Origin of the sequence: Caballeronia sp. LZ065 (genome assembly GCF_031450975.1) — a bacterium.
Classification (GTDB): Bacteria; Pseudomonadota; Gammaproteobacteria; order Burkholderiales; family Burkholderiaceae; genus Caballeronia.
The window spans coordinates 2,644,354-2,668,103 of record NZ_JARUXV010000001.1 but is presented as its reverse complement, the minus strand read 5'-3'; the positions used below and the strand labels follow the sequence as shown (position 1 = coordinate 2,668,103).

The 23,750-nt window shown below is 65.0% G+C and carries 23 protein-coding genes; 13 read left to right on the top strand and 10 right to left on the bottom strand.

The genetic code is table 11. The features are described from left to right. Nucleotides 1-52: 52 nt before the first annotated feature. The 3 genes from QCE63_RS12270 to QCE63_RS12260 all read right to left on the bottom strand — a co-directional run bounded on the left by QCE63_RS12270 (nucleotide 53) and on the right by QCE63_RS12260 (nucleotide 3,618). The gene (locus QCE63_RS12270; protein ID WP_309833137.1) at nucleotides 53-1,072 is read right to left on the bottom strand and encodes a LysR family transcriptional regulator; all 1,020 of its coding nucleotides are present in this window, start codon (nucleotides 1,070-1,072) and stop codon (nucleotides 53-55) included. 241 nt (nucleotides 1,073-1,313) lie between these two features. Next, nucleotides 1,314-1,973 (bottom strand): 2-hydroxychromene-2-carboxylate isomerase, encoded by a 660-nt coding sequence (locus QCE63_RS12265; RefSeq protein WP_309833136.1) that lies wholly within the window; start codon nucleotides 1,971-1,973, stop codon nucleotides 1,314-1,316. 136 nt (nucleotides 1,974-2,109) lie between these two features. Next, the gene (locus QCE63_RS12260) at nucleotides 2,110-3,618 is read right to left on the bottom strand and encodes a TAXI family TRAP transporter solute-binding subunit (RefSeq protein ID WP_309833134.1); all 1,509 of its coding nucleotides are present in this window, start codon (nucleotides 3,616-3,618) and stop codon (nucleotides 2,110-2,112) included. A gap of 653 nt (nucleotides 3,619-4,271) precedes the next feature. Here QCE63_RS12260 and QCE63_RS12255 point away from each other — a divergent pair. Both QCE63_RS12255 and QCE63_RS12250 read left to right on the top strand, forming a co-directional pair. Continuing rightward, nucleotides 4,272-4,625 carry a BON domain-containing protein gene (locus QCE63_RS12255; RefSeq protein ID WP_309833133.1) on the top strand — a complete coding sequence of 118 codons (354 nt, stop codon included), beginning with the start codon at nucleotides 4,272-4,274 and terminating at the stop codon, nucleotides 4,623-4,625. A gap of 247 nt (nucleotides 4,626-4,872) precedes the next feature. Continuing rightward, on the top strand, nucleotides 4,873-7,008 hold the full coding sequence (locus tag QCE63_RS12250; RefSeq protein WP_309833132.1) for a 3-hydroxybutyrate oligomer hydrolase family protein: 2,136 nt from the start codon (nucleotides 4,873-4,875) through the stop codon (nucleotides 7,006-7,008). Here the strand turns inward: QCE63_RS12250 and QCE63_RS12245 are convergent. Next, entirely contained in the window at nucleotides 6,992-7,735 is a 744-nt protein-coding gene (locus QCE63_RS12245) for a DUF2242 domain-containing protein (RefSeq protein ID WP_404990104.1), read from the bottom strand. The two genes, QCE63_RS12250 and QCE63_RS12245, sit on opposite strands and share 17 nt — an antisense overlap. 203 nt (nucleotides 7,736-7,938) lie before the next feature. Then, complete coding sequence (locus QCE63_RS12240; protein ID WP_309833131.1) at nucleotides 7,939-8,277, bottom strand: DUF4148 domain-containing protein; 339 nt, start codon at nucleotides 8,275-8,277, stop codon at nucleotides 7,939-7,941. A 463-nt stretch (nucleotides 8,278-8,740) separates the two neighbouring features. Here QCE63_RS12240 and QCE63_RS12235 point away from each other — a divergent pair, with 463 nt between their 5' ends. Both QCE63_RS12235 and groL read left to right on the top strand, forming a co-directional pair. Then, entirely contained in the window at nucleotides 8,741-9,031 is a 291-nt protein-coding gene (locus QCE63_RS12235; RefSeq protein ID WP_061168960.1) for a co-chaperone GroES, read from the top strand. Between the two features lie 95 nt (nucleotides 9,032-9,126). Then, complete coding sequence (gene groL, locus QCE63_RS12230; RefSeq protein ID WP_309833129.1) at nucleotides 9,127-10,767, top strand: chaperonin GroEL; 1,641 nt, start codon at nucleotides 9,127-9,129, stop codon at nucleotides 10,765-10,767. Nucleotides 10,768-10,891: 124 nt separating this feature from the next. On the opposite strand, the gene QCE63_RS12225 is transcribed toward groL, so the two are convergent. Genes QCE63_RS12225 through QCE63_RS12215 form a run of 3 tightly spaced genes read right to left on the bottom strand, consistent with a single transcriptional unit; the run spans nucleotide 10,892 to nucleotide 13,061 of the window. Next, nucleotides 10,892-11,323, bottom strand: coding sequence for a hypothetical protein (locus QCE63_RS12225; RefSeq protein WP_404990103.1), 432 nt, complete (start codon nucleotides 11,321-11,323; stop codon nucleotides 10,892-10,894). Between the two features lie 28 nt (nucleotides 11,324-11,351). Continuing rightward, nucleotides 11,352-12,131, bottom strand: coding sequence for a DUF72 domain-containing protein (locus QCE63_RS12220; RefSeq protein WP_309833128.1), 780 nt, complete (start codon nucleotides 12,129-12,131; stop codon nucleotides 11,352-11,354). Nucleotides 12,132-12,185: 54 nt separating this feature from the next. Further along, nucleotides 12,186-13,061, bottom strand: a complete 876-nt coding sequence (locus QCE63_RS12215; protein ID WP_309833800.1) for a hydroxymethylpyrimidine/phosphomethylpyrimidine kinase — start codon at nucleotides 13,059-13,061, stop codon at nucleotides 12,186-12,188. 323 nt (nucleotides 13,062-13,384) lie between these two features. On the opposite strand from QCE63_RS12215, the gene QCE63_RS12210 reads away from it, so the two are divergent. Both QCE63_RS12210 and QCE63_RS12205 read left to right on the top strand, forming a co-directional pair. Then, the gene (locus QCE63_RS12210) at nucleotides 13,385-13,576 is read left to right on the top strand and encodes a rubredoxin (protein ID WP_309809560.1); all 192 of its coding nucleotides are present in this window, start codon (nucleotides 13,385-13,387) and stop codon (nucleotides 13,574-13,576) included. A gap of 301 nt (nucleotides 13,577-13,877) precedes the next feature. Further along, on the top strand, nucleotides 13,878-15,293 hold the full coding sequence (locus QCE63_RS12205; protein WP_309833125.1) for a hypothetical protein: 1,416 nt from the start codon (nucleotides 13,878-13,880) through the stop codon (nucleotides 15,291-15,293). On the opposite strand, the gene QCE63_RS12200 is transcribed toward QCE63_RS12205, so the two are convergent. After that, entirely contained in the window at nucleotides 15,290-16,786 is a 1,497-nt protein-coding gene (locus QCE63_RS12200) for a deoxyribodipyrimidine photo-lyase (RefSeq protein WP_309833123.1), read from the bottom strand. The genes QCE63_RS12205 and QCE63_RS12200 overlap by 4 nt on opposite strands. 30 nt (nucleotides 16,787-16,816) lie before the next feature. Here QCE63_RS12200 and QCE63_RS12195 point away from each other — a divergent pair, with 30 nt between their 5' ends. The 6 genes from QCE63_RS12195 to QCE63_RS12170 are packed head-to-tail and all read left to right on the top strand — an operon-like array spanning nucleotide 16,817 to nucleotide 21,505. Further along, nucleotides 16,817-17,395 (top strand): YqgE/AlgH family protein, encoded by a 579-nt coding sequence (locus QCE63_RS12195; protein WP_309833122.1) that lies wholly within the window; start codon nucleotides 16,817-16,819, stop codon nucleotides 17,393-17,395. Continuing rightward, a complete protein-coding gene (gene ruvX / locus QCE63_RS12190) occupies nucleotides 17,392-17,838 on the top strand; it encodes a Holliday junction resolvase RuvX (protein WP_309833120.1) in 447 nt (148 codons plus the stop codon). The genes QCE63_RS12195 and ruvX overlap by 4 nt, the downstream gene beginning before the upstream one ends. Next, a complete protein-coding gene (gene pyrR, locus QCE63_RS12185; protein ID WP_309833117.1) occupies nucleotides 17,825-18,340 on the top strand; it encodes a bifunctional pyr operon transcriptional regulator/uracil phosphoribosyltransferase PyrR in 516 nt (171 codons plus the stop codon). The genes ruvX and pyrR overlap by 14 nt, the downstream gene beginning before the upstream one ends. A gap of 43 nt (nucleotides 18,341-18,383) precedes the next feature. Continuing rightward, nucleotides 18,384-19,409, top strand: coding sequence for an aspartate carbamoyltransferase catalytic subunit (locus QCE63_RS12180; protein WP_309833116.1), 1,026 nt, complete (start codon nucleotides 18,384-18,386; stop codon nucleotides 19,407-19,409). A 9-nt stretch (nucleotides 19,410-19,418) separates the two neighbouring features. Continuing rightward, nucleotides 19,419-20,696 carry a dihydroorotase gene (locus QCE63_RS12175; RefSeq protein ID WP_309833114.1) on the top strand — a complete coding sequence of 426 codons (1,278 nt, stop codon included), beginning with the start codon at nucleotides 19,419-19,421 and terminating at the stop codon, nucleotides 20,694-20,696. A 2-nt stretch (nucleotides 20,697-20,698) separates the two neighbouring features. Then, nucleotides 20,699-21,505, top strand: a complete 807-nt coding sequence (locus QCE63_RS12170) for a lysophospholipid acyltransferase family protein (protein ID WP_309833113.1) — start codon at nucleotides 20,699-20,701, stop codon at nucleotides 21,503-21,505. Here QCE63_RS12170 and QCE63_RS12165 read toward each other — a convergent pair. Continuing rightward, nucleotides 21,474-22,328: a symmetrical bis(5'-nucleosyl)-tetraphosphatase gene (locus QCE63_RS12165; RefSeq protein WP_309833111.1), complete on the bottom strand. Its 855-nt coding sequence runs from the start codon at nucleotides 22,326-22,328 to the stop codon at nucleotides 21,474-21,476. The genes QCE63_RS12170 and QCE63_RS12165 overlap by 32 nt on opposite strands. 358 nt (nucleotides 22,329-22,686) lie before the next feature. Here QCE63_RS12165 and rfbB point away from each other — a divergent pair, with 358 nt between their 5' ends. Beyond that, on the top strand, nucleotides 22,687-23,748 hold the full coding sequence (gene rfbB / locus QCE63_RS12160; protein ID WP_309833109.1) for a dTDP-glucose 4,6-dehydratase: 1,062 nt from the start codon (nucleotides 22,687-22,689) through the stop codon (nucleotides 23,746-23,748). Nucleotides 23,749-23,750 lie beyond the last annotated feature (2 nt).

Below are 23,750 nucleotides of genomic sequence, written 5' to 3'. Positions count from 1 at the left end.
GCAGTTCGCTTCGGATACTACCGAAAGTCATGTAGCCGCGCTGCCCGCACGCTCATTTCGGCAGTTCTGCTTCGCCGAGTTCGGCGCTGTCGTCCGTGCCGGATGTGTCGGTTGCGTCGGGCAAGCGGGTCGCCGTCGCCGCGCCTTTCTTGCCGGTGAGGGAGGCGGACACCGTCGAGATCAGGGTGCGCAGCCACGCGATGTCGGTGGGCTGATCGGGCTGCGGCAGCGACAACTGGTAGCACTTGATGCGCGGAAACGGCACCGGCGATTCGAGCACGGCGAGCGGCAGCATCGACGCGTAGTGCTGCGCGAAGCGGCGCGGCGCCGTGAAGATCAGGTCCGACTGCAGCAGCACCTGCGGCACCAGGCCGAAGTAGGGAATCGTCGTAACGATGCGCCGCTCGATGCCCGCGCGCGCCAGTCCGATATCGATCGGATGGCGCCGGCCGCCGCTGTACGGCGTGGGCGCGAGGTGCGCGGCGCGCGCGTAGCGCTCCATGGTGAGCGGCTCGCGCGCGAGCGGATGGTTCGCGCGCATCAGGCAGACGAAAACGTCCGAGAACAGGTCGCGGCGTTCGAAGCGCGGCTCGGGCTTGGTCCAGTTGGCGACCATCACGTCAATTTCGCCGTGGTCGAGCATGCGCTCGTGATCGCGCATCGGATTCAGGGACTCGATCTCCAGCCGGGCGTGCGGCGCCGCATCGCGAAAGGCGGCGACGAGCGTCGGCATGAAGAAATCGTTCAGGTAATCGGGGGCGGCGAGCCGGAAAGTGCGGCGCGAACTGGCCGGATCGAAATCGCCGTGCGGGGTTGCGACGAATTCCACTTCGCGCAGCGCGCGCTGGGCCGGCGCCAGCAGCGACTCGCCGTATTCGGTCGGCACCATGCCCTGCTTGCCGCGCACCAGGATCGGGTCGTTCAGGATCTCGCGCAGACGGCGCAGCGCCGTGCTGATCGCCGGCTGGGTCTGGTTCAGCCGCTGCGCGGTCTGCGTGACGCTGCGCTCCTGCAGCAGGGTGCGCAGCACGCGGATGAGCCAGATATCGAGGGAGTCGGCGGGTTCGTTCATGATCGGGCGATTGGGTTCGGTCAGGCCCACAACGCACGTCCACTGGTGTTCGTCAGCGTCCGCACGCCGCGCGCGACGCTGCCCGGACGTCCGGAAACGCCCAGGTCACCGATATGTCACGCAGCCTGTTCCGAAGTTAACCGCTTATCCTTTTTTGACGCCATAGCGGGAGCGCTATTTGTGAGATAGGCGCCGGCACTGTTCGTGGCACAGACGCGCCTCTGCTGCCCGTCCGTGCGCGTCAGGCGAAGTCGGCGTCGCGCGGGGCGGTCGGCAATGCACTGATGCGCTTCACCTCCTTGCCGTCCAGCCAGTTCGGCGAACGCGCGACGTACAGCACCATCGGCAGCGTGTCCTCGCCCCAGAAGATCTGCTCGTTGACGAGGAAAGTCGGCACGCCGAACACGCCCATCTGCACCGCCCGGTCGTTGTTGTCGCGCAGCTTCGCCTTGATGTCCTCGTCTTCCACGCGCGCCACCGCGTCCGGCATGCCGACGTGCTCGCACAGCCCGCGAAAGCCGTCCTTGGTGGCGGGATCGCGCCCCTGGCGCCAGATGTAGCGGAAGATTTCGCGCACGCAATTGATCTCGCCGTTCGCCAGCACCGCGAGCCGCAGCGCCTTGCTCGGGTCGAACGGATGGGCGGGCGGCATCTTGAACGGAATGCCCAGTTGTTCCGCCCGGAACAGCGCATGGCGGTAGGTAAAGACGCGCTTGGAGGGAATCGTCGCGGCGTGCGGCTGGCCCCAGCGTTCGAGCAGCGTCATCAACTGGACGGGCACGAGTTCGAATGGCATGTCGGGCCATTTTTCGTGCTGCTCGAGCAGCAGATACGAAAACGGCGAAATGAAATCGAAGAAAAAGTACGGCTGACCGGAATTGCTCGAAAGCGGGGCACTCATGTTGCCTCTCCCTGATTTTCCCGGGCGGTCCCACGCGGCGGACACCCGGGCTGCGTCTGTTATTCGTCGTGCGCGGCGCTCAACCCTTGGTAGCCAGAGCGGAGCGGCGCGCTTTGCAACGTCGCTGCTATCGATATTATGTGCTGCGCGCCCCGGTGTCTGCCTGCGTTGCGATGGCCGGGGCGTCGGTCTGCGCCGCGTCGCCTTTGGGGTTGCTGTCCGTCGCGCCTTCCGCCCCATTACCGGGCGTCGCTGGTGCATTCGCCAGCCGCTGGCGCACGAAGCCGATATGCTCGCGCAGCACATAGAACTGATCCGCGAAGGCGAGCGGCATCTTCATCCGGTTCACGGCGGTTTCGATCGCGTCGATGCGGTCGAGCAACGCATCCCGCTGCGGGCGGTCGGGACCGTTGATCGCCTCCCGCTCTATTGCAATGAGCGCGCCATACCAGCGGTAGATGCGCGATTTCACCCGCCACCGGTACAGCCCCGGCACCAGCCGCAGCCCTGGAATCAGGACCACGATCAGCGGCACCAGCAGCCACACCGCGCGATCCGCGAGACTGGCGACCCAGAACGGCAGCGAGCGGTACAGGAAGCTCTTGCCGGATTTGTAATAACGCTCGGCGTTGTCGCTGATGCGGAATTCGTGGACCAGCGGCGCCGGAAATTCGTTTGCGCGCTGCATCAGACCGGCGCGGCCGTGGACTTCGCGCGCCGCCTCGATCAGCAGATCCGACAAGGCCGGATGCAGGCTGTCGCGCGCGACCAGTTCGGCCGTCGGCGCGATCATGTGCACCGGGCGCGGCGGCAGGTTGCGGGCGAAGTCGAACGAGCCCATCGGCAACTGTATCTCGGTGAGATACGGGAAGCGGCGCGTATAGGCGTCGGCCTGGGCGAAATCCATGAAGCGGATGCCGGGCGTGCGCATGAGCTTGATCATCGTCCGCGGCTGGGCGGAATCGCCCGCGAGGAAGACGGCGTCGACGCGCCCGGCTTCGAGCGCCTGCGCGGCTTCGTCGCCGGCGAGCGGCAGCAGTTCCGGGTCGCCGCCCGGTTCGATGCCGTTCGCCTTCAGCAGCGTGAGCGCCAGCACGCGCGAGCCGCTGCCCTCCGCGCCGATCGCGAGGCGCTTGCCCTTCAGTTCGGACAGCCGGTTCACGACCGTCGGGCTGCGGTAGAACACCGCGAGCGGCACATACGACACGCTGCCGAGCGATTCCAGGTTGTCGTGCGTTTCGCCCGGCTTGGTCAGGCCGCCCTGCACGAAGCCGACATCGACCTTCGAACCCGGGGCTTCCAGGCGCGTCAGGTTGTCGAGCGAACCCTGGGTTTCCAGCACGTTCAGCGTGACGCGGTTGCGCGCGAGGATCGTCTTGTACTTCTGCGCGGCGTTCCAGAAGGAACTGCCCTTCGGGCCGGCCGCGAGGGTCAGCGTGTTCGGCGGCGCGGGCTGGATCAGCCGGACGGCCAGGTAGAGCGCGGCGGCGCAGACCAGCAGGATGGGCCCGAAGGTGAGCGCCAGGTCGCGCCAGGAGATCGCCACGAAGCGGGCGACGATCTTCGGCTGCGGCCGGCGGCGCCGCGGAGCGTCCGGTTCGCCGCCGGGATTGCCGTGCGGATCGGGGCCTGTGGATTGAGTCATTTCGTAAATGATCGTGAAACTTCGTGCAGATGAGCTTACCCGATCGCGCCGTGGCCCCGGCGTGGCTTCATTTGCACGCATGTTCCAAAAGTGCCGGCCTGACGTCGCGTCTTGCCGGAAACGAGCGACGCTCAATCCCATGCCCTTGTGAACGCCGACTGTGACATCGATGTGTCTCCGGCGCCGCCGATGTTGCTCGCACGGGCCGCGTCGTTAAATGTTTTGCGCTAATGGCCGCGCTGGGCTAAATTGACGATCGCCGCCGCATGTCAGAAGCCTCGCGCGCCGCTGCCCGCAGTTTGGGCTCGAGCCGCGCGCAACGCGTCACGAAGCCTGAACGACGCATGAATCGAGGCCGCGCAACGCAGTGTCGCGCCATGCGTCAGGACATATTCGAGCCGACGGGCATGCCACCCGATCAACCGGCCACTGATTGTTTCGTTCGCCAGCCTCTCGCAGCACCGTGAGCCGCATCCGCCGGCTTGCCTCCGCCATGCCCTCGAGCCGTTCACCGCTCCGGGCGATGCGCGTGGTCACGGGGCAACCGCTCGATGTCGTAGCCAGCCGCCAGCAAGCGCGGCCCGGATTTGAAGTGCAAAACGAGCGAAGTAGCAAACTGTGCGAAGTCAACAAGCGAAACAAAAGGAGAAACCATGAAAGCAGTTGATCTCTTGAAGGCGCTGGGCGTGGTGCTGTCCGTGACCATTGCCTCGAGCGCCTATGCCCAGTCGAGCGACACGTCGGCGGCGCCGACCAAGGCGCAGAAATCCGCGGTCAAGAAGGAAGACCGCAAGCTCGGCTACGCGGTGCGCCGCGCGCTGTCCAAGGCGCAAGGCTTCGATGTCTCCAACGTCTTCGTGCGCGCGCGCGGCGGCGCGGTGACACTGACCGGTACGGTGCCGGATGGCGGCCAGATTGCCCAGGCGGAAGAAGTGGCGAAGGGCGTCCAGGGCGTCACATCGGTGAGCAACAAGATCACCCTCGGCGTGCAGGGCGGCGGAGGCTGATCCGGGGCGCAGGCGCCGGACCTCGGGTGGCGTCGCACCGCCGCCCGGGTCTCGCGCCATCGCCATTGCAACGGGCTCCGGCTTGATCGCCGGAGCCCGTTGTCGTTTACGCGGTGCGCGTGTCTTCCGCCCGTTGCGTTGCAGACAGGGAAATTCAGCAGCGACTGATTTCAGCTTCCGCGTGATACTGGCGTTTCGAAAGCGGTGCGCGGCGTGTGCCTTGAAGCAAAACAGTACGGGAGACGAAATGAAGCGATTCGCACGTTTTCAGGGCTCGGGAATCCGGGCGCGCGCGGCGGCGTCCGGGGTGATCGCGCTGCTGGCGGCCGCTACGCTCGCCGCCTGTCACGGCGGCGATGACGACAATGGCGGCGGCCCGGCCACCAACAGCGTGCCGAAATTCGTCTCCGGCGCGATCAAGTCACAAACCTACGACGGCCAGTCCGACGATCTGCTGACCGCCGGCCTCGGCAAGACCGGGCTCGCTTCGGCTACCACGCCTTCAATCGCCAACCCGGCGTCGCCGAGCGCTGCCGAATTGCGGCGCCTCGCCATCTGGTCGAATTACCGCGCGCTCGTCGACATGTCGGCGAACGGCGGCTACGGTCGCTTCTGGGGGCCGAATGTCGATCTGAACGGCAACGACACGCTCGGCGAAGGCAAGATCGCGGGCAAGGAATATCTCGCGTTCGCCGACGATGGCAGCGGCACGCAGAACGTCTCGCTATTGGTCCAGGTTCCGGCGAGCTTCAATCCGGATCAACCTTGCATCGTCACGGCGACGTCGTCGGGATCGCGCGGCGTGTACGGCGCGATCTCGGCGGCGGGCGAGTGGGGCCTGAAGCGCGGCTGCGCGGTCGCCTATACCGACAAGGGCAGCGGCAACGGCGCGCACGAGTTGGCGAGCAATCTCGTCACGCGCATCGACGGTACACTCGTCAATGCCGATTTCGCCGGCACCAGCGCAATCTTCAAGGCGAACGCGAGCGCGTCCGCCATTGCGTCGTTCAACTCGGCCTTCCCGAACCGTTACGCCTACAAGCACGCGCATTCACAGCAGAATCCCGAGAAGGACTGGGGCACGAATACCCTGCAAGCAATCCAGTTTGCCTACTGGGCGCTCAACGACATGTTCGGACCGCTGAGCGGCTCGAATCATCAGGTGCGCTATGGCAAGGGCAGCATCACGACCATCGCCGCGTCGGTGAGCAACGGCGGCGGCGCGGCGCTCGCGGCCGCCGAGCAGGATACCGATGGCTGGATCACCGCGGTCGTCGTCGGCGAGCCGCAGATCAATCTGAACCTGCCGTCGCAGGTGTCGGTGCGGCAGGGCGGCCTGCCGGTCGGCTCGTTCGGCCGGCCGCTCGCCGACTACATGACGCTCGCCAACCTGCTGCAGCCGTGTGCCGCGCTCGCGCCCGCCGCAGCCGGCGCGCCGTATCTGACGACGGTTCCGCTCGCGAGCGCCACGGCGATCCGCACCGCGCGCTGCGCGTCGCTGGCGGCGGGCGGGCTGATTTCGGGCGCCACGACGATCGCGCAAGCCAACAGTGCGCTCGACCAGTTGCATCAGGCGGGCTACGAAACCGACTCCGACACCTTGCAGGCGCCGATGTGGGATTCGCAGGCGGTGCCGGCTGTCGCGGTCACGTATGCCGATGCCTATATGAAGGCGAGCGTGCTCGACAACCTGTGCAACTTCAGCTTCGGCACGACCAACGCGGTGAGCGGCGCGGCGGGCGTGGCGCCGCTGGTGTCGCCGATGCTTACCGTTTTCGGCAACGGCAACGGCGTGCCGCCGACCAATGGCATCAACCTGGTCTACAACCTCGGGACGAGCGGAGCGGCGGATCATCGTTTCGCCACGGCCGATGCAAGTTACGCGGGTGCGGCGTGCCTGCGATCGTTGTGGATCAATGGCAATGCGACGATGGCGGGCAGCGTGAATGCGATCCGCGTGAATGCGAACCTGCGCGGCAAGCCCGCGATCATCGTGCAGGGACGCGCGGATGCGCTGGTGCCGATCAACCATGCCGGGCGGCCGTATCTCGGCGCGAACCGCGTGGCGGAGGGCAACAAGAGCCAGCTGTCGCTGTACGAGATCACCAACGGGCAGCATTTCGACGCGTTCCTGAGCGTCGCGGGCTTCGACACGCGCTTCATTCCGGTTCACTACTACAACATTCAGGCGCTGAACCTGATGTGGAATCATCTGAAGAACAACGCGGCGCTGCCGCCTTCGCAAGTGGTGCGGACGGTGGCGCGGGGCGGCACGCCGGGCTCGGCGCCCGCGCTGACGACTGCGAACCTGCCGGCGATCGCAGCCGATCCTGGCGGCAATGCGATCAGCGTGGCAGGCGGCGCGGTCAACGTGCCGAACTGACGGGCGCCTCCGCCGCTGCCGACGCCGCCGGTGACGCACCCGCCGCGACGGCTTCCGAAGTCGGGATCGCGGTGGCGGCGGCGGGCGTCTGCACGACGATCGGCGTGGGCGTGAGTTCCGGCGAGTTCACGATCAGCGAAGGCACGAGGGGCTTGCTCTTCACCTCGTCGGCCGCGACGGGCGCGCTGCGCGGCACCGTGTTCAGATAGTGGCTCATCAGGTTGAAGAAGCGGTCGTAGAACTTGCCGGCGGGCACGGTCTCGCTCGAGATCTTGACCATCGCGTCGCTGTTCGAGCGGATCGGCAGCGACAGCGAACCGAGCACGCTCAGTCCCACGCTCGCCGACGTATCGCTTTTCTTGAGCGCATAGCCGTCCTGGACGGCGTTCACATACGCGATGCTCTGGTTCGTCGCGTTTTCCCCCGGCGTGCAGACAACGTGGAACGACACCACGACGTGGGTTTCGGCGCTCGGCTGGAAATTCTTGGTGGCGTCGACGGTGTCGGGCTGACCCATGGTCGTCAGGAAGCCTTGCGACAGCAGCGCGCGGCGCGCGGCTTCGCAGGTTTCGTTGACGGTGGCGTCATAGTCGCGCGCGAATGGGCTCGCGCCGGTGTTGAACAGTTCCTGCTGATAACTGGGCGTGGTGGCCGAGCGGCCCCCGCAAGCAGTGAGGGCAATCAAACCAAGGAGAACGAGACTGGAGCGCAACGACGGCATGGACATAAAGCGGCGGATCCGGAGTGTGAGTCAACGGCAGAGACAAATTGTAGTGCCGTCGGACTGGACGAAGAAAAAACGCGGTCTGCAACCATCGTCCGGTCCGTGACTGACAGCGTGATGAATCGGCGTGCGCGGGCTTCATCGTGGATGAAAGCGCAAAACCCGGCGCGCGGCCGGGTGGGCTGCTGCTGCCTTCGCCAGAAGGATTACGGACGATTGAAATCGACCGGATTGGCGGCTTCCGGACGCACGATGCGATCCAAAAAGTTCAGCCGATGCGCATGGCCCGCCGCAGAAGCGCCTTCGGCCGCGCCGCCGTAAGCGCTGGCGCTGGCCTGGCTGGCGCCGACCCGGGCTTCGGCAGCCTGGATGTCGGCCGGATAGGTGGTTTGATCGCCGACCGGGTTATAGCCGGCGTGCTCGAGCTGGACCAGTTCGGCACGCACCTGGGCACGGGTGACGGGACCGTCTTCGCGGGCCTGGGCAAAACCGGGAGCGGCCAGCACGGCGGCGATGGCAAGGGCGGGAACGATGGACTTCAACATGACGACCTCCGAATCTTGATTAGGGAAACGATGCGGCAGTAAGTAGCTGCTGTTGCTTGCTGTTGCTTCGTCGTTGAAGGCAGTCTAGTTCTCAGCGTTCTAGGTAAAAACCCTGATTCGGATAAATCAGAATTCTCCAATCGACATTAATCGCTTCAATCGGTGTCGGCTGGCTCATAGATAGTGCCGTGGAGTAGCAGGAGGAACGCGAGGGTGCGTGAACCTTTTTGCGGCTGCTTCGGTCAAGACGAATCCATGCGGCGCTGGCCAGTTGGTCGGCTGTTTCAAGGAAATTTCGCTGCTACGGGATTCCCCGCTTGTCCCCATCCTTGAAATTGTCAAATCCGGTCCATATAATTGGCACTCACCGCACGCGAGTGCTAACAAGTTTGCCGTCCCACGAGATCTTCCTCGCAGGACGGGTTTTCCAGCGTTTTCAGTCTCAATCAAGAGAGGAGTGTGTATGAACCTTCGTCCTTTGCACGATCGCGTCATCGTCAAGCGTCTGGATCAGGAAACCAAGACCGCATCGGGCATCGTGATCCCGGAAGCCGCGGCAGAAAAGCCGGATCAAGGCGAAGTCCTGGCCATCGGCCCGGGCAAGCGCGATGACAAGGGCGCGCAAATCGCCCTCGACGTGAAGGTCGGCGACCGCATCCTGTTCGGCAAGTACGCTGGCCAGACCGTCAAGGTCGACGGGCAGGAACTGCTCGTCATGCGCGAAGAAGACATCATGGCCGTCCTGGTCAAGTAAGCATCCTTCCCGCACATCCGGTTTCGCTCCTGGCCGCAGCCCTCCGGGCGCGCGTGGCGAAGCCGGAAATCTGAATCGAATCAAGGAGTCTGGATATGGCAGCTAAAGAAGTTATTTTTGGCGATTCCGCACGCGCCAAGATGGTCGAAGGTGTGAACATCCTGGCCAACGCGGTCAAGGTCACGCTGGGCCCGAAGGGTCGCAATGTCGTGCTCGAGCGTTCGTTCGGCGGCCCGACGGTCACCAAGGACGGTGTCTCGGTCGCGAAGGAAATCGAGCTGAAGGACAAGCTCCAGAACATGGGCGCGCAAATGGTCAAGGAAGTGGCTTCCAAGACCAGCGACAACGCCGGCGACGGCACCACGACCGCAACGGTCCTGGCGCAATCCATCGTCCGTGAAGGCATGAAGTACGTTGCATCGGGCATGAACCCGATGGACCTGAAGCGTGGTATCGACAAGGCCGTTGCTGCCGCCATCGAAGAACTGCGCAAGATCAGCAAGCCCTGCACGACCAACAAGGAAATCGCGCAAGTCGGCTCGATCTCGGCAAACAGCGACACCTCCATCGGCGACCGTATCGCTGAAGCCATGGACAAGGTCGGCAAGGAAGGCGTCATCACCGTCGAAGACGGCAAGTCGCTGGAAGACGAACTCGACGTCGTGGAAGGCATGCAGTTCGACCGCGGCTACCTGTCGCCGTACTTCATCAACAACCCGGACAAGCAAGTCGCCGTCCTCGAAAACCCGTTCGTGCTGCTGCACGACAAGAAGGTTTCGAACATCCGTGACCTGCTCCCGGTACTGGAACAAGTCGCGAAGGCTGGCCGTCCGCTGCTGATCATCGCTGAAGACGTCGAAGGCGAAGCCCTGGCTACGCTGGTCGTCAACAACATCCGCGGCATCCTGAAGACCGTTGCTGTCAAGGCTCCGGGCTTCGGCGACCGTCGCAAGGCCATGCTGGAAGACATCGCGATCCTGACCGGCGGTCAAGTCGTCGCGGAAGAAACCGGCCTCACGCTCGAAAAGGCAACGCTGGCTGAACTGGGCCAGGCGAAGCGCATCGAAGTGGGCAAGGAAAACACGACGATCATCGACGGCGCTGGCGAAGCCGTGAACATCGAAGCGCGCGTGAAGCAAGTGCGCAAGCAGATCGAAGAAGCGACGTCGGACTACGATCGTGAAAAGCTGCAAGAGCGCGTGGCCAAGCTGGCCGGCGGCGTTGCAGTGATCAAGGTCGGCGCTGCGACCGAAGTCGAAATGAAGGAAAAGAAGGCACGTGTCGAAGACGCACTGCACGCAACCCGTGCGGCTGTGGAAGAAGGCATCGTGGCGGGCGGCGGTGTGGCGCTGATCCGTGCACGTCGTGCAATCGACGGCCTGAAGGGCGCGAACGCCGACCAGGACGCCGGTATCAAGATCGTTCTGCGTGCAATGGAAGAGCCGCTGCGCCAGATCGTGACGAACGGCGGCGAAGAAGCGTCGGTCGTGGTGGCAGCGGTTGCTCAAGGTTCGGGCAACTACGGCTACAACGCAGCGACGGGCGAGTACGGCGACCTGGTGGAAGCCGGTGTCGTGGACCCGACGAAGGTCACGCGTACGGCGCTGCAAAACGCGGCATCGGTGGCAGGCCTGCTGCTGACGACGGACGCAGCTGTTGCCGAACTGCCGAAGGAAGATGCTCCGATGGCTGGCGGCATGCCCGGCGGCATGGGCGGCATGGGCATGGACATGTAAGCTGGCTTTACGCCGGATGACATCGGCGCGAGTCTCGAAAGAGGCTCGCGTCTGCCAGAAAAAAACCTGCAGCGATGCAGGTTTTTTTTCGTCCACGGTTTCCTGACATGACAAGGCGACAAGGCTACTTGTTCATCTCCTCGCGCAGCTTCTGCGCTGCGGCCTTGTAGTCGTAGGTCGGATAGAACTCCGTGCGATATCCGCCCCACGCGGTGCTTTCTATCGCGCGATTCACCTCGCGCAGCCGGTCTGCCGGCACGCGCAGCGTCACCACCTGGCCGATGCCCATCAACACGTACCACGACACCACTTCCACGCCCGGTGGCGGGAACTGCTTGAAGTAACCCTGCTCCTTCAGTTGCTGATTGATCTGCGGCAGCGTCTTCGATTCATCGTGTTTCAGGAAGATCGTCAGCAGGAAGGTGCCGTCGCCTGCGGGCGTCACGCCGGGCGGCGGCGCGGCGTTCTGCGCCTGTACCGGCATGCAGAGGCCGAGCAACGAGGCCAGCAGCGCGGCTTCCAATAAACGGGTGAGTCGTCCTGCCGGCTTGTGCATCGGATGAACCTCCGTCGCGTCGAACGCTTCAGACTTTGTGATGAATCCGCAAGCGCTCCATCAGATACAGCGCGTTGGGCTGGGCATGGCCTTCGGCCGTGTTGTCGAAGATGCACCAGACCTCGGCCGTCTTTTTGGCGCGCGCATGCAGCGTGCGCGCCAGATCGTCGAGATAGGTGTAGTTGTAGGAAGACTTGTAGAGCTCCGGCGAGCCATGCAGCCGCACATACACCAGCGAACCCTCCGCCCGATGCCGGATCTCACAGTCGTCGGGAATCGGATCGGCGTCGACATAGGCGATGTGATGCGCCTTCAGCAGCGCGGCCGCGTGCGTCGTGAACCAGCCGTGCTCGCGCGCTTCGCAGGCAATCGGCAGGTCGGTGCGCGCACGCAGCGCCTTGAAGAAAGTCTCGGCGATGTCGTGATCGAACGGCAGGCTGGGCGGCAACTGCACGAGCCAGCAGCCGAGGCGGTCGCCGAGCTTGCCGGCGGCGTGCAGGAATTCGTCGAGCAGCGCTTCGCTATCGACCAGCCGGGTTTCGTGCGTGATGGCCTTGGGCAGCTTCACCGAGAAGCGAAACGAGTCGGGCACGCTCTCTGCCCAATGCGCGTAGGTTTCCGGCCGATGCGGCTTGTAAAAACTCGTGTTGATTTCGACGCACGTCAACGTGTGCGCGTAGCGTTCGAGATGCGAGCCTTCGCCGGGGAAGCTGGTTGCGACGGCGCTCGACAGACCCCAGCCCGCGCAGCCGATGCGGATCGCGCCTTGTGGGCCGGGCTTGTGCAGGTGGGGCAGTCGGTACGGCATGCGTTCGCGAAGCCTCCCTCTTGGGATTCACTGCATGTGGTTCACTGCAAGAACTCAGTGCCGCGCTTCTCCCGGCAGGCCGGTGGAATCGTCGGACAGCGAGGAGGCGTCGCCTTCCTCGTCCGTGTCATTCGAGCGCGCCCAGAAAAAGCGGTCCGGCAAATAGGCACCCATGCCCGGACGAAAGGCGGCGCGCGCCGCCTGAAACACATATTCCTGCGCCTCGCGCGCGGCTTCGGCGGGCTCCTGGCCGTTCGCGAGCAACGCAGCAATGGCCGAGCCCATGGTATCCGTCAGGCCTACGACCCGATGCACCGCGCGGTCCCACGTATCCTGCCGCACTTGCCCCTCTTCGCTGTACAGCGTGATCACGTGCCGGTGCGTGCCCGCTTCCAGAGCGAGCACATATTCGCAGCCCTGCGACAAAAGGTGCGAAATCGCGGTGTCCAGCGTGGGGGAGTCCGCGTCGCTGTCCGGTTGTGCGAGTTGCAGCAGCGTGGCGTGATCGGCGATCAGCATGGTGGTTTGCGGCACGAGCAGATCGGCCAGAGACTCGCGCAACTCATCCGCGGCGAGCACGTGCTCGTCGTCGAGGGTGAAGTCGGGGGCGAGGATCAGCGGGACGTCGTCGTAGTCGGAGACCACCTCGGCAATCGCCGACACGACTTCAGCCCGGGTCGCCGCGCCGATCTTGAACGCGGCCACCGGCATGTCCTCCAGCAACATGCGCGCCTGGGTTGCCACGGTATCCGGATCGAGGCCGGTCACTTCGTCGCAGGTCGCGGAGTCGCGCACCGCGTAACCGGTGAGCACCGTGACGCCGTGACAGCCCATGCTCGCGAGCGTCAGCAGGTCGGCCTGCAGGCCCGAGCCGCCGGTAGGATCCGAAAGGCCGAAGGTGAGTACGATCGGTGGGGAGTCGCCGGTCATGGCAAAAGCGGACATTGTGGTATTGGATTGCTTGGATGGACTTGGCGGCTCGAAGCGGGTCCGCCCGCGGGTGTTCGTGGGTGTTCGTGTTAATTGCTCGTGTGAAGGATTGCCCGCTCAGACACGCTCCGATTATGCGGCCTAACGCCGTCCGACTGTTCTCTTTGCGCACTTTTTTCCGACGCGCTAGCCTTTGCATGAAGCGGCCATGGGACGGGCAAGATTAAAACGCAGTGCGCGGGCGGGACGCTTGCTAGGCATCGTTACAGCAACACGGTACCATCTTGTCCTAATTTCAACCGACCAATCGACCCGGCCTGAGTATGGAACAGAGCGAATCTCAACACGAACCGCGCAGCTGGATGTGCCTGATCTGTGGCTGGATCTATGACGAAGCCGCGGGTCTGCCCGAAGAGGGGATCCCGCCGGGAACCCGCTGGGAGGACGTCCCGATCAACTGGACCTGCCCTGAATGCGGAGCCCGCAAGGAAGACTTCGAGATGGTCCAGATCTGACTTCATGTTTTGACGCGCCGCATGACCTCTGTCATGCGGCGCGCGTTTTTTGGCGAGACGCCGGCCGAAGCGAGGCGCATCGCGGCCGGGTGGTGGCAGGCTGAGCGCTCGGGTCTGTGTCGTGTGACGAGACGCGCCAGCCCGTCCAGCAGCACGTACGCAACACCCACGCAGCACGCGCGGCGGCCGGCCCTCCAGCGACGCCGGCTTCGCATCCACCGAAGACGCAGTGACGCAGTTCAACCGCGTGCGGCGGCCCGACCGAGCCACGCGCCCGCGCAACGGCTTGTGAGCGCCCGACATGACATCACGTCCCGATCTGCACGTTCCGTTCGAAGCCTTGCCCAATCCGCGCGGCGGATCGGTGCGGCTCGCCGAGATGGCCCTCACCGATGCCCAGCACGCGTTCCAGCGCCAGGGCGAAACCGGCGCGGCGCTGAAACGGGCGATCGCCGCACTGCATTCGGCCGGCTGGCTGCCGGCGCAGCGTTTCGCGGAAGCGCTCGCGCTGGTCGCGCCGCTCGGCGATGAATCCGACGGCAATCGTGCGCGCATCGCGGATGCGATCGCCGTCTTTGGCGCCGCGGTGGAACGTCACAATTTGCGCGAACTGGCCTGCTCGACGGCGCTCTTCGATCACTATCGCGGGCTGCATGCGCTGCTCGCCGCGCATACGCGGGTGGCGCCCGTTTCGTACGACGACCTGGCGCTCGCCGGCCGCGCGATTGCTCCGGCGACGCTGCGCGGCTTCGCGCTTGAGCGGCTCGCGCGCGTGCGGGCGCATTACGAGGAAGCGCTGCTCAGGCTGTTGCGCGGACCGGCCGACGAATCCGCCGCTGCCTACGCTCGCCTGGATGCTTGCCTGGCCGATCTGCGTGGCCCCGATCCTTACGATTTCTGGCGCCTGGCGTCGTCGTGCGTCATGTCGTTGCGCGCGCGGGCCAAGCGTGCCAAACCTGACGATAGCGCCCGACAAAATGCCCACGACGCCGACGCGAGACGTCTCTACGCGCGCTTCAACCTCGTGCTGGCCGATCAGGCGCACGCGCTGACCTACGCTCCGCGCTCGCTGGTGCGCGCGACCCTCGCCCTGCTGTGGCGTGATTTCGCGCTGTACGGCGCGGCGCCGGAGGAGGCGGAGCATGTCGATGTGCTGCGCGACTACGGGCTGACGGTCGCGTGGCACGTGGCGGCCACGCCGGCGTCGGAGGCGGCGTGGGAAGAGGGCGCGGCGCAGGCCGGCGAACTTGCCCGCGACGCCGCCACGCGCGATCTCGGTGTGCTGCGTGTGAACGCAACCGCCTACGAAGATTTCCTGCAGAGCGCGGAGACGGCGATCGAGGCGCTGGTCGAGCGGGGCGCGCAGGCGAGCGAGACCGGTACGGTGGATGAGGCGGCGGCGCTTGCGGCGGCGAATGCTTCGCACCGGCTGGGCGCGGCGGCGTGCGCGCTGGGGCTGGGCCACGTCGCGCTGCTCGCCGATACGCTCGGGCTCGCGTGGCGGCGCGTCGCGTATCACGGCGAGGCCCGCGGAGCGGCATCCACCGCACCCGAAGCCGCGACTCGCGGTCTCGACGCCACCGTGCCCGAACGCGCCGCACACATGCTGCGCTCGATGCTGCATCAGGCGGCGGCGGGCATTGCGCCGTCGGAGGGGCGCGGCTCGATCGTCGCGCTCACCGCGATGATCGAGAAGCCGATGCCCGTTACGCGTTAATCGTCGTCGCTGGAACGGGGCTCGGCGGGCCGCTTGCCCGGCCCGCGCACCACGTCATAGCGCGCGAGGGTGCGTTTGCGCGCTGCATCGTGATCCACCACGGGCTGCGGATAATCCGCGCCAAGCGCGATCTTCGCGGCCTTCAGCGCGTCCGGTTTCGCACGCCACGGCGCGTGGATGTCGCGATCCGACAGCCCGGCGATCTCCGGCACGTAATGGCGGATGAACTTGCCCGCTGCATCGAATTTCTGTGACTGCGTGACCGGATTGAAGATGCGGAAATACGGCTGCGCATCGCAACCGCTCGACGCGGCCCACTGCCATCCGCCGTTGTTGTTCGACAGCTCGAAGTCGTTCAGCAGCGCTTCGAAATACGCTTCGCCGCGCCGCCAGTCGATGCCGAGATCCTTGGTCAGGAAGCTCGCCACCACCATGCGCAGACGGTTGTGCATATAGCCCGATGTGTTGATCTGCCGCATGGCCGCATCGACGAGCGGATAGCCCGTCTGGCCAGCGCACCACGCGGTGAAGTCGGCCTCGGCGGCGTCGCCGGTTTCCCATTGGATCCGGTCGTATTCCGGCTTGAACGCACGATGATCCCCCGGCACGCCGACATGCGGGAAATGGTGCAGCACGGAGAAGTAGAACTCCCGCCAGATCAGCTCGCCGAGCCAGGTTTCGGCGCCCTTGTCGCCGTGCCGCTGCGCATCGTGCGCGCTGCGGGTGAGCGCGCGAGCGGACACGGTGCCGTGCCGCAAATGCACGCCGAGATAGCTCGGGCCCTTTTGCGCGGGAAAGTCGCGCGTGCGGCCGTAATCGGTCATGCGCTCGCGGAAGTCGTCGAAGAGTTCATACGCGCCGCTCGAGCCGGCGGGAAACGCCGGGCCGCCGGCCTCCGCGAAGCCGAGTTGCCCGAGCGAGGGCATCGCGTGCTTGACGTCCGCAGGCGGCTTCGCCAGCGCCTGCAGATGGTCCTCCGACGCATACGGTTTCAGCGCATCGGGCGTCAGCGTCGCGAGCCACTTGCGCTTGTACGGCGTAAACACGGTGTAGGGCTTGTTCGCGCCGGTCAGCACGTCGTCGTGATCGAAAACGGCCTGATCCTTGAAGGTGAAGAACGCGATGTCGTCGCTGGCGAGCCGCTTCGCCACGGCTTCGTCGCGCGCCTTCGCGGACGGCTCGTAGTCGCGGTTGGCGAACACCGCATTCACGCCGCACGCGCGCGCCAGCGCGGGAATCTCGTGCAGCGGCGCGCCGTGCCGCACGATCAGGGCGCCGCCCGCATCGTGCAAAGTGCGATTGAGCTCGACGCAACTGGCATGATTGAACGGCACGCGGCGGTCCTGTTTAGCCAGCGGCGCGAGGATTTCGCGATCGAAAACGAACGCACACAGCACGCGGCGGCAGCGTGTAAGCGCGTGATAGAGTGCAGCATTGTCTGCCGCGCGCAGGTCCCGCCGAAACCAGACCAATCCCACATCGAAGTCGGCCATCTCGCAGCGCCTTTGTTAAAATCCTGAATTATGTCCAAGACTTCCGATCGCATCAATTTGACGAATCAGTTCCTGATCGCCATGCCGAGCATGGCCGATCCGACGTTCTCAGGAACCGTGGTCTATCTGTGCGATCACACCGAGAAGGGCGCGCTGGGTCTCGTCATCAACCGGCCGACCGACATCGATCTGCAGTCCCTCTTCAACCGCATCGATCTTAAGCTCGAAATCGAACCGCTGGTTCATTTGCCTGTGTACTTCGGCGGTCCCGTGCAGACCGAGCGCGGCTTCGTGCTGCACGAAGCCGGCGAAGGCGAGCCCTACAGTTCATCGATGAGCGTGCCCGGCGGCCTGGCCATGACCACGTCGAAGGACGTGCTCGAAGCCGTCGCAAGCGGCACCGGCCCCGAACGCTTCCTGCTTACCTTGGGTCATGCAGGCTGGGGCGCGGGCCAGCTCGAGGAAGAGATCTCGAAGAACGGCTGGCTCACCGTGGAAGCCGATCCGCGCATCATCTTCGACGTCCCTGCCGAAGACCGTCTGGAAGCCGCGCTCTCGCTGCTCGGCGTCTCGCGTTCCATGTTGTCCGGCGAAGCAGGGCACGCATGAGCCGCGAAGCCACGCTGCTGGCATTCGACTACGGCGAAAAACGGATCGGTGTTGCCGTCGGCAATACGCTCACTCGTCAAGCGCGCGCACTTCTCACGCTGGAAAACCGCAACCAGGACTATCGCTTCCTCGAAATCGGCAAGCTGCTGAACGAATGGAAGCCGAACGCCGTGGTGGTCGGCATGCCCACGCATCCCGACGGCACGCCGCACAAGATGAGCGGGCTGGCCAAGCGCTTCGGCAATCAGGTGAACGGGCGTTTCAACGTGCCCGTGCAATGGGTGGACGAACGCTATTCCTCCGTCGATGCCAAGGCCGACCTTCGTGAACGCGGCGTGCGCACCAACGCGCGCGGCCGCTTCGACGAGATCGATGCCGAAGCCGCCCGCGTCATCCTTCAACAATATCTTGACGAACTAGCCGACGATCATGAGTTCCATTGACGCCGAGGCGCTGTACCGCGCGCTCGTCGAGCAGATTCGCAGCGCTGTCGGTCCCTCGCTCGATGCGCCCGACGGCGCCGTGCTCGCCGGCATCTACAGCGGCGGCGTGTGGCTGGCCGAGCGGCTCGCGCAGGATCTGAAGGCGCCGCATATCGGCGTGGTGAACGTGGCGCTGCATCGCGACGACTACGCGAAGAAGGGCCTGCACAGCCAGGCGCGCCCCACCGAACTGCCGTTCGACGTGAACGGCCGCCGGATCATCCTGATCGACGACGTGCTGTCCACCGGCCGCACCGTGCGCGCGGCGATCAACGAGTTGTACGACTATGGCCGGCCCGCGTCGATCGACCTCGCCGTGCTCGCGGATCGCGGCGGACGCGAGATGCCGATCGCGGCACGCTTCACCGGCGGCATGGTCGACGTGCCGGCGGGAGACACGCTCGTGCTGGCGCGCAACGAATCCAACGCGTTCACTTTCACGACGGAACCGCGCGCGCAGTGACGCGCGGCTTCGAGCTTTCTCCAGAGAAACACCCGGGATCATCATGACTACGGCAACCCAGGGCGCGCATAGCGCGGCGAATCCCCCGGCCGACACCTTCCGCTACGGCTTCCTCAAGGGCAATCCGCAGCTCACGAAGAACGGCGAACTCAAGCATCTGCTGACCATCGAGGGCTTGCCGCGTTCGATCGTCACGCACATCCTCGACACCGCCGAGCAGTTCGTGAGCGTGACCGACCGCGAAGTGAAGAAGGTGCCGCTGTTGCGCGGCAAGTCGGTCTTCAACCTGTTCTTCGAGAACTCGACGCGCACGCGCACGACCTTCGAGATCGCGGCCAAGCGCTTGTCGGCGGACGTGCTGAATCTCAACATCAACGCGTCGTCGACGAGCAAGGGCGAATCGTTGCTCGACACGATCAACAATCTCTCGGCGATGCATGCCGACATGTTCGTCGTGCGTCACGCATCGAGCGGCGCGCCGTATCTGATCGCGGAGCATTGCGCGCCGCACGTGCACGTCATCAACGCAGGCGACGGCCGTCACGCGCACCCGACTCAGGGTCTGCTCGACATGTACACGATCCGCCACTACAAGCGCGACTTCACGAAGCTGCGTGTGGCGATCGTCGGCGACATTTTGCATTCGCGTGTCGCGCGTTCGGACATTCATGCGCTGACCACGCTCGGCGTGCCCGAAGTGCGCGCCATCGGTCCGCGCACGCTGTTGCCCGGCAACCTCGAGCAGATGGGCGTACACGTCTATCACAATCTCGATGAAGGCCTGAAGGGCGTCGACGTCATCATCATGCTGCGCCTGCAGAACGAGCGCATGAGCGGCGCGCTGCTGCCTTCGGCGCAGGAATACTTCAAGAGCTGGGGTCTCACGCCCGAGCGTCTCGCGCTCGCCGCGCCCGATGCCATCGTGATGCATCCGGGACCGATGAACCGCGGCGTCGAGATCGACTCGCAGGTGGCCGATGGCCCGCAGTCGGTGATCCTCAACCAGGTGACCTTCGGTATCGCCGTGCGCATGGCGGTCATGGGCATCGTGGCCGGCAACAGTGACTAAGAACGCGACATGAAGATCCAGATTCAGGGCGGCACGATCATCGATCCGGCCGCGGGCACCGAAACACGCCAGGACGTGTTCATTGCGGCGGGCAGGATCGTCGGCGTGGGCGCTGCGCCCGCCGACTTCAGCGCCGCGAAGGTGATCGACGCCAATGGGCTCCACGTGGCGCCGGGCTTCGTCGATTTGTCGGCGCGGCTGCGCGAGCCGGGCTTCGAACACAAGGCGACGCTCGAATCCGAAATGGCCGCGGCCATGGCGGGCGGCGTGACGAGTCTCGTGTGTCCGCCCGACACCGACCCGACGCTCGACGAACCCGGTCTCGTCGAGATGCTCAAGTTCCGCGCGCAGAAGCTGCATCAGGCGCATGTGTATCCGCTCGGCGCGCTGACGGTGGGACTGAAGGGCGAGACCATCACCGAGATGGTCGAGCTGACCGAGGCGGGCTGCATCGGCTTTTCGCAGGCGGATAACCCGATCGTCGATACACGCACGCTGCAACGCGCGCTGCAGTACGCGACCACCTACGGTTACACCGTGTGGCTGCGTCCGCAGGATGCGTACATGTCGAAAGGCGGCGTTGCGGCGAGCGGCCCGGTGGCGTCGCGGCTCGGGCTTTCCGGCGTGCCGGTGTCGGCGGAGACTATCGCGCTGCACACGCTGTTCGAACTGGTGCGCGTGACGGGCGCGCGCGTGCATCTGTCGCATCTGTCGTCGGCGGCGGGCGTCGCGCTGGTGCGCACGGCGAAGGCCGAAGGGCTCGCCGTCTCCGCCGACGTGACCATCAATCACGTGCATCTGGTTGATGTGGATATCGGCTATTTCGATTCGCAGTTCCGCCTGGATCCGCCGCTGCGCTCGCAACGCGACCGCGAGGCGATTCGCGCGGGTCTGGTCGACGGCACCATCGACGCGATCTGTTCCGATCACACGCCGCTCGACGACGACGAGAAGCTGTTGCCGTTCGCCGAGGCGACGCCGGGCGCGACCGGCCTCGAACTGCTGCTGTCGCTGACGGTGAAGTGGGCGCGCGAAGCGGACGTGCCGCTTGCCAAGGCGCTTTCGCGCATCACGTCGGCGCCGGCGGATGCGCTGAAGCTGCCGGCGGGACGCATCGTGACGGGCGCGCTCGCCGATGTCTGCGTGTTCGATGCCAACGCCGACTGGCGCGTCGATCCGCGCAAGCTCCGGAGCCAGGGCCGCAACACGCCGTTCCTGGGCTACGAACTGCCGGCGCGCGTGCGTGCGACGGTGGTCGGCGGCCATCTCGCCTACGAGAGCCGCTGAACATGCGGCTGGCGCTGCGCAAACTGAGGCTTCTCGCCCACTTGTTGATCGGCCTGGGGATCGTGGCACTGCGGTTTCCGCGCGCTTCCGCGAGTGAGCGCAGCGAGATGAACCGCCTCTGGTCGATCGAGATGCTGCGGCTCGCAGGCATGAAGCTCGTCGTACATAACGACGAAGCGCGGCTCGATGCCGGCGTGCTGGTGGTCGGCAATCACGTGTCGTGGATCGACATCTACGTGATCAACGCGTGGCGTCCGACGCCGTTCGTGTCGAAGGCGGAGATCCGCAAGTGGCCGGTGGTCGGCTGGCTCGCGCAACAGCTGGACACGGTGTTCGTGCAGCGCGAGAAGCGCAGCGACGCGAAGCGCATCATGCACGAACTCGCGCAACGGCTGATGGCGGGCGAGAAGATGTGCGTGTTTCCCGAAGGCACCACGAGCGATGGCCGCGCACTGCTGCCGTTTCACGCCAATCTGTTCCAGGCGGCCGTGTCGGCATCCGTGCCGGTGCAGCCGATCTGCCTGATGTACGAGGATGCGCAGGGCCGGCAATCGGTCGCGCCCGCGTATATCGGCGACATGTCGCTCAACGATTCGCTCGATGCGCTGTTGCGCGCGGGCGAGCTCACCGCGCATCTCTACGTGTGCAATCCGCTCGCGCCGGGCGCGGACCGGCGACTGCTCGCGAGCGAGGCCCAGGCTGCGGTGAGCGCGGCGCTGGATCAGATGCGCGGCGCGCCGGCGGTCGTCACTGAGCCGCGTTTTGTCGAGCCGGTCGTCACTTCTTCATCGAACAACTCACCTGCGTGACGACGCGCTGCGCCGGATCGGCCGTGAGCCGCACCGCCGACAGCTTGTTGCCCCACACGCAGCCCGAGTCCAGGCACAGCACGTTGTCGCGGATCATCAGGCCGAGCGCGGCCCAGTGGCCGAACACCACCGTCACGTCCTGCGTGCGGCGTCCGGGTACGTCGAACCACGGCAGATAGCCGGGCGGCGCGGCATCGGGGCCGCCGTTGTTGGCGAACTCCATCGCGCCTTCGGCCGTGCAGAAGCGGATGCGCGTCAGCGCGTTGTAGATCACGCGCAAGCGGTCCAGACCCGTCAGCGTGTCGTCCCAGCGATGCGGTTCGTTGCCGTACAGGCCCGCCAGCGTCTCCTTCCAGTCCGGCGCGCGCAACGCGGCTTCGAGTTCATGCGCGAGCGTCATCGTCAGCGCGGCGTCCCATTGCGGCAGCACGCCCGCATGCACCATCAGCATGCCGTCCGCGAAATGCGCGACGGGCTTGTGCCGCACCCACTCGATGAGTTCGGCCGCATCGGGCGCGGCGAGGATCTCGTCGAGCGTGTCGCCTTTCTTCGGCTTGCGCAGGCCGGCCGCGACCGACAGCAGGTTCAGATCGTGATTGCCCAGCACGACCGTGGCGCGCGAGCCCAGCGCGATCACCTCGCGCAAGGTCTGCAAGGACTGCGGCCCGCGATTGATCAGGTCGCCCGCGAACCAGAGCGGCACGTCGTCGGCGACGGCCGCTTTCTTGAGCAGGCGCTCGAAGGGTTCGCAGCAGCCTTGCAGGTCGCCGAAGACGAGGGGAGCGAACGCGGCGGCGGTGCGGGAGGTCAGGGCTTCGGTCATTGAGTAGCGGGTTTCAGGCTGCGCGCCTGTCATGATTTGTCTGGTCGGAGATTATGAAGCAGAGGGCGATGAGCGTCTGTTCGTATGAAGAAGCGAACGGCCGCAAGGTTACACAATGCAACCTGATGCAACCATGAATCCCTAGCTGTATCAAGTTGTTAGCCGTGTCGTTTTCGAAGGGCGTGGCCTTATAATGCACGGTTGATCAAACAGGGTCGAATTCAGCGAATCGGTAATGGATTCCGGTTAGCTTGAAGATCCGCCGCAACTGCACATTTTTCGCATAGTCGAGCTGACGCTGCTTGCCAGGCATCGCTCTTACGCAAAATGCAGATCGGAAGCACTGAAGGGGCCAGGTATGATTTTCGTGACGGGCGGCGCCGGTTTTATTGGCGCAAATTTTGTTCTGGATTGGCTCAAAGGTTCGGATGAACCCATTCTTAACGTCGACAAATTGACGTACGCAGGCAATTTGGGAACGCTCAAGTCGCTCAAGGACGATGCTCGCCATGTCTTCGAGCGCGCGGATATCTGCGACCGCGCCTCGATGGACGCGCTGCTGACGAAGTACAAGCCACGCGCGATCCTGCATTTCGCCGCCGAGAGCCATGTGGATCGTTCGATCCACGGCCCGGCTGATTTCGTGCAGACGAACGTCGTCGGCACCTTCACGTTGCTCGAAGCGGCGCGGACTTACTGGAGCACGCTGCCCGAAGACGGGAAGCAGGGGTTTCGCTTCCTGCACGTGTCGACCGATGAGGTGTACGGCTCGCTTTCCGCCACCGATCCGCAATTCTCCGAAACCACGCCTTACGCGCCAAACAGCCCGTACTCCGCGACCAAGGCCGGTTCCGATCACCTGGTCCGCGCATATCACCACACCTACGGTCTGCCGGTTCTGACGACCAATTGCTCGAACAACTACGGTCCGTACCAATTTCCCGAAAAGCTGATTCCGCTGATGATCGCCAATGCGCTCGGCGGCAAGCCGCTTCCGGTCTACGGCGATGGCCAGAACGTACGCGACTGGTTGTACGTGGGCGACCATTGTTCCGCGATCCGGGAAGTGCTGGCCCGCGGCGTGCCTGGCGAAACCTATAACGTCGGTGGCTGGAACGAAAAGAAGAATATCGATGTCGTGCATACGCTGTGCGACCTGCTCGACCAGCAAAAGCCGAAGTCGAGCGGCTCCTATCGCGACCAGATCACCTATGTGAAGGACCGCCCTGGCCACGACCGCCGCTATGCGATCGACGCGTCCAAGCTCAAGCGCGAACTCGGGTGGGAGCCTTCGGAAACCTTCGAGACGGGTCTGGCGAAGACGGTCCAGTGGTATCTGGACAATCAGGCGTGGTCGGATGAAGTGGCTTCCGGCGAATACCGGAAATGGGTCGAGACAAACTACGCGCAGCGCGCGTAAGG

Coding starts and splice junctions, on each gene's coding strand:
- QCE63_RS12210 (WP_309809560.1), top strand. CDS start 13,385: ATGGAACAGAGCGAATCTCAACACGAACCGCGCAGCTGGATGTGCCTG.
- groL (WP_309833129.1), top strand. CDS start 9,127: ATGGCAGCTAAAGAAGTTATTTTTGGCGATTCCGCACGCGCCAAGATG.
- QCE63_RS12245 (WP_404990104.1), bottom strand. CDS start 7,735: ATGTCCATGCCGTCGTTGCGCTCCAGTCTCGTTCTCCTTGGTTTGATT.
- pyrR (WP_309833117.1), top strand. CDS start 17,825: ATGAGTTCCATTGACGCCGAGGCGCTGTACCGCGCGCTCGTCGAGCAG.
- QCE63_RS12270 (WP_309833137.1), bottom strand. CDS start 1,072: ATGAACGAACCCGCCGACTCCCTCGATATCTGGCTCATCCGCGTGCTG.
- rfbB (WP_309833109.1), top strand. CDS start 22,687: ATGATTTTCGTGACGGGCGGCGCCGGTTTTATTGGCGCAAATTTTGTT.
- QCE63_RS12235 (WP_061168960.1), top strand. CDS start 8,741: ATGAACCTTCGTCCTTTGCACGATCGCGTCATCGTCAAGCGTCTGGAT.
- QCE63_RS12195 (WP_309833122.1), top strand. CDS start 16,817: ATGTCCAAGACTTCCGATCGCATCAATTTGACGAATCAGTTCCTGATC.
- QCE63_RS12225 (WP_404990103.1), bottom strand. CDS start 11,323: ATGCACAAGCCGGCAGGACGACTCACCCGTTTATTGGAAGCCGCGCTG.
- ruvX (WP_309833120.1), top strand. CDS start 17,392: ATGAGCCGCGAAGCCACGCTGCTGGCATTCGACTACGGCGAAAAACGG.
- QCE63_RS12215 (WP_309833800.1), bottom strand. CDS start 13,061: ATGACCGGCGACTCCCCACCGATCGTACTCACCTTCGGCCTTTCGGAT.
- QCE63_RS12260 (WP_309833134.1), bottom strand. CDS start 3,618: ATGACTCAATCCACAGGCCCCGATCCGCACGGCAATCCCGGCGGCGAA.
- QCE63_RS12205 (WP_309833125.1), top strand. CDS start 13,878: ATGACATCACGTCCCGATCTGCACGTTCCGTTCGAAGCCTTGCCCAAT.
- QCE63_RS12170 (WP_309833113.1), top strand. CDS start 20,699: ATGCGGCTGGCGCTGCGCAAACTGAGGCTTCTCGCCCACTTGTTGATC.
- QCE63_RS12200 (WP_309833123.1), bottom strand. CDS start 16,786: ATGGCCGACTTCGATGTGGGATTGGTCTGGTTTCGGCGGGACCTGCGC.
- QCE63_RS12255 (WP_309833133.1), top strand. CDS start 4,272: ATGAAAGCAGTTGATCTCTTGAAGGCGCTGGGCGTGGTGCTGTCCGTG.
- QCE63_RS12220 (WP_309833128.1), bottom strand. CDS start 12,131: ATGCCGTACCGACTGCCCCACCTGCACAAGCCCGGCCCACAAGGCGCG.
- QCE63_RS12265 (WP_309833136.1), bottom strand. CDS start 1,973: ATGAGTGCCCCGCTTTCGAGCAATTCCGGTCAGCCGTACTTTTTCTTC.
- QCE63_RS12180 (WP_309833116.1), top strand. CDS start 18,384: ATGACTACGGCAACCCAGGGCGCGCATAGCGCGGCGAATCCCCCGGCC.
- QCE63_RS12250 (WP_309833132.1), top strand. CDS start 4,873: ATGAAGCGATTCGCACGTTTTCAGGGCTCGGGAATCCGGGCGCGCGCG.
- QCE63_RS12175 (WP_309833114.1), top strand. CDS start 19,419: ATGAAGATCCAGATTCAGGGCGGCACGATCATCGATCCGGCCGCGGGC.
- QCE63_RS12240 (WP_309833131.1), bottom strand. CDS start 8,277: ATGTTGAAGTCCATCGTTCCCGCCCTTGCCATCGCCGCCGTGCTGGCC.
- QCE63_RS12165 (WP_309833111.1), bottom strand. CDS start 22,328: ATGACCGAAGCCCTGACCTCCCGCACCGCCGCCGCGTTCGCTCCCCTC.